Annotated in this window: 5 protein-coding genes; all 5 read left to right on the plus strand. The window is 67.2% G+C overall.

Annotated elements, in window-relative coordinates:
* Nucleotides 1-991 (plus strand): uroporphyrinogen decarboxylase (gene hemE, locus ACE3TU_RS18095; protein ID WP_374626742.1); only part of this gene is annotated, 991 nt, incomplete at its 5' end.
* A 3-nt stretch (nucleotides 992-994) separates the two neighbouring features.
* The gene (gene hemJ / locus ACE3TU_RS18100; protein WP_374626744.1) at nucleotides 995-1,420 is read left to right on the plus strand and encodes a protoporphyrinogen oxidase HemJ; all 426 of its coding nucleotides are present in this window, start codon (nucleotides 995-997) and stop codon (nucleotides 1,418-1,420) included.
* 195 nt (nucleotides 1,421-1,615) lie between these two features.
* Complete coding sequence (rho, locus tag ACE3TU_RS18105) at nucleotides 1,616-2,881, plus strand: transcription termination factor Rho (protein WP_374626746.1); 1,266 nt, start codon at nucleotides 1,616-1,618, stop codon at nucleotides 2,879-2,881.
* A 6-nt stretch (nucleotides 2,882-2,887) separates the two neighbouring features.
* Entirely contained in the window at nucleotides 2,888-4,207 is a 1,320-nt protein-coding gene (gene mnmE / locus ACE3TU_RS18110; RefSeq protein ID WP_374626748.1) for a tRNA uridine-5-carboxymethylaminomethyl(34) synthesis GTPase MnmE, read from the plus strand.
* A 96-nt stretch (nucleotides 4,208-4,303) separates the two neighbouring features.
* Nucleotides 4,304-5,792, plus strand: a 1,489-nt coding sequence (gene mnmG / locus ACE3TU_RS18115; protein ID WP_374626750.1) for a tRNA uridine-5-carboxymethylaminomethyl(34) synthesis enzyme MnmG, incomplete at its 3' end; no start/stop codon positions are given.

The following is a 5,792-nucleotide window of genomic DNA, read 5'->3' on the forward strand; positions in this document are numbered from 1 at the left end:
GGGGAGACGCCCGCAGCGATTGCCGGTCTGGATCATGCGGCAGGCCGGTCGCTATCTGCCCGAGTACCGCGCGATCCGCGCCGAGGTCGGCACGTTCCTCGAGCTGTGCTACACGCCCGAGCTTGCCACCGAAGTCAGCCTGCAACCGCTGCGGCGATTCGACCTCGACGCCGCCATCCTGTTCTCGGACATTCTCGTCGTTCCCGATGCGCTGGGCCAGTCGGTGCGGTTCGAAACGGGGGAAGGACCGCGGCTCGAACCGCTGACGGCCGACAGCATTGCCCGTCTCGGGAGTGCCGGAGCCTTGGAACGGCTGGCGCCGGTGATCGAGACGGTGGCGCGCATCAGGTCGGCCCTGCAGCCGGACAAGACCCTGATCGGGTTCTGCGGCTCGCCATGGACGGTCGCGACCTACATGCTGGCGGGTGAGGGATCGTCCGACCAGGCTGTGGCGCGCCTGTTCGCCCTGCAGCAGCCGAAGGCCTTTGCCGCGCTGATCGATATCTTGGTCGACACCAGCGTGTCCTATCTGGTGGCGCAGCTTCACGCCGGTGCCGACGTGGTGCAGCTGTTCGAGAGCTGGGCACTCAACCTCGACGAGGTGGCGTTCCGGCACTGGGTGATCGAGCCGAATCGGCGCATCGTCGAGGGCGTGCGGCGGGCCATCCCCGGCGCTCCGATCATCGGTTTTCCGCGCGGCGCGGCCGGCAATCTCCCCGAGTACGCGCAGAGGACCGGGGTCAATGTGCTGGGGCTCGACTACGGTACGCCGCTGCGGGTGGGTCAGGCCCTGCCGGCGGGGCTCGGCGTGCAGGGCAATCTTGATCCGCTGCGGCTGGTGGTTGGGGGGGAGCAGATGGTGGCGCGGGCACGCGAGATCGTGTCCTCGTTCCGCGACCGACCGCATATCTTCAATCTCGGGCACGGCATCGTGCCGCAGACGCCGATCGAGCATGTCGAGCAATTGCTTGCGGCGGTACGGGGAGACTGAGCGATGGAGTGGGTCAAGGCGCTGCACATTCTGTCGATCGTCGCCTGGATGGCGGGACTGCTCTATCTGCCGCGACTATTCGTCTATCATGCCGACGCGGAGAAGGGCTCGGTGCAGTCCGAGACGTTCAAGGTGATGGAGCGGCGGCTGTATCGGGGCATCACCACGCCGGCGATGGTGGCGAGCTGGGTGTTCGGGCTGTGGCTGGCGTTTGGCTTCGGGCTGATCGATTTCAGCCAGGGCTGGATGTGGCTGAAGGCCGCGATGGTGCTGGCGCTGAGCGGGGTGCACGGCTATTACGGCAGCCTGAGGCGGGCCTTTGCCGAGGACCGCAACAGCAAGCCCGGGAGCTTCTTCCGGGCGATCAACGAGATCCCGTTCGTCATCGCCATCGTCATCGTCATCGCCGTGGTGGTGCGGCCGTTCTAGCGACAGCGGCCGGCGAGGTTTCACGCGACTCCGGCCGGAAAACCTAATCGATCTTGAACATGTCGGCGGTTTTCGCTATCTGAGGCGCCAACGTGGTCCGGTTTATCGCGCGTCTCCCCGACGCTGGCGCGGGCAGCTTTCCTTCCCCGACATTTCCTCCTCCGTCTCCTCGATTCTCCAAGGGTCTTCCGCGCAATGGAAAATATGAAGCTCAGCGAGCTCAAGGCGAAAACTCCGGCCGAACTGCTGGAATTCGCAGAGTCGGTCGAGGTCGAGAACGCCTCGACGATGCGCAAGCAGGAGCTGATGTTCGCCATCCTCAAGGAGCTGGCGGGTCGGGAGGTCGACATCACCGGCGAGGGTGTGGTGGAGGTGCTGCCGGACGGCTTCGGCTTCCTGCGCTCGCCCGATGCGAACTACCTGCCGGGACCAGACGACATCTATGTCAGCCCCTCGCAGATCCGGCGCTTTTCGTTAAGGACGGGGGATACCGTCGAGGGGCAGATCCGCTCGCCCAAGGAAGGCGAGCGCTACTTTGCGCTGCTCAAGGTCAATACCATCAACTTCGAGGACCCCGAGAAGGTCCGGCACAAGATCAACTTCGACAATCTCACGCCGCTCTATCCGGACGAGCGCCTGCGACTCGAACTGCCCGATCCGACGGTCAAGGACAAGAGCGCCCGAATCATGGACCTCGTGGCGCCGCTGGGCAAAGGCCAGCGCGCGCTGATCGTCGCGCCGCCGCGCACCGGCAAGACCGTGCTGCTGCAGAATATCGCGCAGTCGATCGCCATCAACCACCCGGAGTGCTACCTGATCGTGCTGCTGATCGACGAGCGGCCCGAGGAAGTGACCGACATGCAGCGCTCGGTGAAGGGCGAGGTGATCTCCTCGACCTTCGACGAGCCGGCCTCGCGCCACGTGCAGGTGGCCGAGATGGTGATCGAGAAGGCGAAGCGGCTGGTCGAGCACAAGCGGGACGTGGTGATCCTGCTCGATTCCATTACCCGCCTGGGCCGGGCCTACAACACGGTGGTGCCGAGTTCGGGCAAGGTGCTGACCGGTGGTGTGGACGCCAATGCGCTGCAGCGGCCGAAGCGCTTCTTCGGTGCGGCGCGCAACATCGAGGATGGTGGCTCGCTGACGATCATCGCCACGGCGCTCATCGATACCGGCAGCCGCATGGATGAAGTGATCTTCGAGGAGTTCAAGGGTACCGGCAACTCCGAGATCATCCTCGACCGCAAGGTCTCGGACAAGCGCATCTTCCCGGCCATGGACGTGACGAAGTCCGGCACCCGCAAGGAAGAGCTCCTGGTCGAGCCGGACATTCTGCGCAAGATGTATGTGCTGCGCCGCATCCTCAATCCGATGGGGACGGTCGACGCCATGGAGTTCCTGATGGACAAGGTCCGGCAGACCAAGACCAACAGCGACTTCTTCGACTCGATGAACACCTAGGCAGCGGTGCGCGACGGCGACACCATCGTCGCCCTGTCGTCGGGCGCCGTGCCGTCGGGAATCGCCGTGATCCGGCTGTCGGGGCCGGCGAGCGGCGCGATGCTGCGCCAGATGCTCGGCGCCCTGCCCCCGCCGCGGCAGCTCAGACTGTGCGATATCCGCTTCGGCGCCGAAACGCTGGATCGTGGCCTCGTGGCCTGGATGCCGGGGCCGCGGAGCTTCACCGGCGAGGATTGCGCCGAGTTGCACCTGCACGGATCGCCAGCGGTCGTCAGGGCCGCTCTCCGCCAGTTGACGTCACAACCGGGTATCAGGCTGGCGGATGCCGGGGAGTTCACCCGGCGGGCGTTCGAGCATGGCAAGCTGGACCTGGTCGAGGTCGAGGGTCTGGGCGACCTGATCCTGGCGGAGACCGAGAGCCAGCGCCAGCAGGCGCATGCCCGGATGAACGGCGGCCTGACCCGGCAGGTGGAGGGATGGCGGTTCCGTCTGCTCGACCTGAGGGCGGAGATCGAGGCGCAGCTCGATTTCTCCGACGAGGGGGACGTGGCAGCGCTGCCCACCGGCTATCGCGCGGAGGTGGACGCGCTCCGGCTGGAACATGCGAAGGTATTGGCGTCGCTCAGCCAGGGCCGCATCGTCCGCGAGGGCTACAGGGTGGTCCTCGCGGGACCACCGAACGCGGGCAAGTCGAGCCTGCTGAACGCGCTGTCGCGTTCGGAGGCCGCGATCGTCTCGGACGAACCGGGTACGACCCGCGACCTCAAGGAAGTGCCGCTCGATCTCAACGGCCAGCTGGTGTTGCTGATCGACAGCGCCGGGCTGCGGGAGACAGCCTCCAAGGCGGAGGCGCTGGGAATCGGCCGGGCGCTGGGTGCGATGGCTGAAGCCGACCTGGTGCTGTGGCTCGAGGCGCCGGACATCGAATCGATCGAGCCTCCGCAACTGCCGTCGCCGCTGGACGGCGGGGGTCCGCGGATGGTGCGGATCGGCACCAAGGCCGACCTCGGGGCTGTGAACGGCGTCGTCCTCTCCGTCTCGGCAACCAGTGGAGCGGGTATCGAGCGTCTGCTGGAATGGCTCTACGAGGCGTCGGGTGCGGTAGGCCGCAATGCAGCGGAACTGCTGGCGAGCCGCGAGCGCGACCGTGAGGCCCTGCTGGTGTCGGAAGCCGCGCTGGGCCGGGCCGCTGAACATCTGGATCGACCGGAGGTGGCGGCGGAGGACCTGCGGCGAGCCTCGCAGGCGCTGGAGCGCCTGCTGGGACGGATGGACGCGGAAGCGGTGCTGGATCGGCTGTTCGCCGCCTTCTGCATCGGCAAGTGATTCACGTGAAACGTGCGGGTGTGCCGGCACGGCGGCAGCGTTGATTCACGTGAAACAGTGGCGTAGACCCCGGTGTCGCAACGGAAGGCAGAGGCGATGAGCGATTTTGGCGTGATCGTCGTGGGGGGTGGGCATGCGGGCTGCGAGGCCGCCGCCGCCGCGGCCCGGCTCGGCGTGCCCACCGCGCTCGTGACGCACCGCTTCGCCACGATCGGCGAAATGAGCTGCAATCCGGCGATCGGCGGGCTCGGCAAGGGCCACCTGGTGCGAGAGATCGATGCCATGGACGGGCTGATGGGTCGGGTGGCGGATGTGGCCGGGATCCAGTTCCGTGTCCTCAACCGGCGCAAGGGTCCGGCCGTGCGGGGACCGCGCGCGCAAGCGGATCGGCGCCTGTACCGGGAAGCGATGCAGAAGGCGATCACGGAACAGCCCGGGCTGACCGTCATCGAGGGCGAGGTCGATGACCTGCTGGTCGCCGATGGCCGTGTCGGGGGCGTGGCCTTGCTGGATGGGCGGCGCTTCTCGGGCGCAGCGGTCGTTCTGACGACCGGCACGTTCCTCAGGGGGCTGATCCATCGCGGCGAGGAGACGGTGCCGGCCGGGCGGATAGGCGAGGGTCCGGTGCTGGGGCTGTCGCAGCGGCTCGAGGCGCTCGGGCTCAGGCTGGGACGCCTGAAGACCGGCACACCGGCCCGGCTCGATGCCCGATCAATCGATTTCTCGGTCCTCGAGGCGCAGGAGGGGGATGACCCGCCGGAGCCGTTCTCGGCGCTGACGGAGGCGATCACCACGCCGCAGGTCAATTGCTTCATCACCCGCACTACGGCAGAGACGCATCGGATCATCGCCGACAATCTGCATCGCTCGGCAATGTATTCTGGACGCATCCAGAGCCGCGGGCCGCGCTACTGTCCGTCGATCGAAGACAAGATCGTGCGCTTCGCCGATCGCGACAGCCACCAGATCTTCCTCGAGCCGGAGGGGCTCGATGATCCGACGATCTACCCGAACGGGCTGTCGACCTCGCTGCCGGCCGAGGTGCAGGAAGCCTTCTTGCGCTCGATGCCGGGGCTTGGCGGCGTCCGGATCATCAGGCCCGGTTATGCCATCGAATACGATCACGTCGACCCACGCGAGCTCAGGCCGACGCTGGAGCTGAAGCGACTGCCGGGACTGTACCTCGCCGGGCAGATCAACGGGACGACGGGCTACGAGGAGGCCGCAGCCCAGGGGCTGCTGGCGGGCGCAAATGCCGGTCGGTCGGCGGCCGGCGGCACACCGCTGGTGCTGTCGCGGACGGAGAGCTATCTCGGTGTCATGGTGGACGACCTGGTGACGCGCGGAGTGAGCGAGCCCTACCGCATGTTCACCTCGCGGGCCGAGTTCCGCCTGCATCTGCGCAGCGACAATGCCGACCAGCGGCTGACGCCGGTCGCCATCGAGGCGGGCCTCGTGGGGAACGAGCGGCGCGACCGGTTCGAGCAACGCATGGTGCGGCTGGCGGCAGGCCGGTCGCTGCTGGAGCGACTGACCACGACGCCGAGCGCGGCCCGCCGGGCGGGGCTCAACGTCAATGCCGACG

Source organism: Devosia sp., assembly GCF_041917035.1.
Classification (GTDB): Bacteria; Pseudomonadota; Alphaproteobacteria; order Rhizobiales; family Devosiaceae; genus Devosia_A.

What these genes read in the sequence shown, in the direction of transcription:
- hemJ (WP_374626744.1), top strand. Translation starts at nt 995, where the DNA reads ATGGAGTGGGTCAAGGCGCTGCACATTCTGTCGATCGTCGCCTGGATG.
- rho (WP_374626746.1), top strand. Translation starts at nt 1,616, where the DNA reads ATGGAAAATATGAAGCTCAGCGAGCTCAAGGCGAAAACTCCGGCCGAA.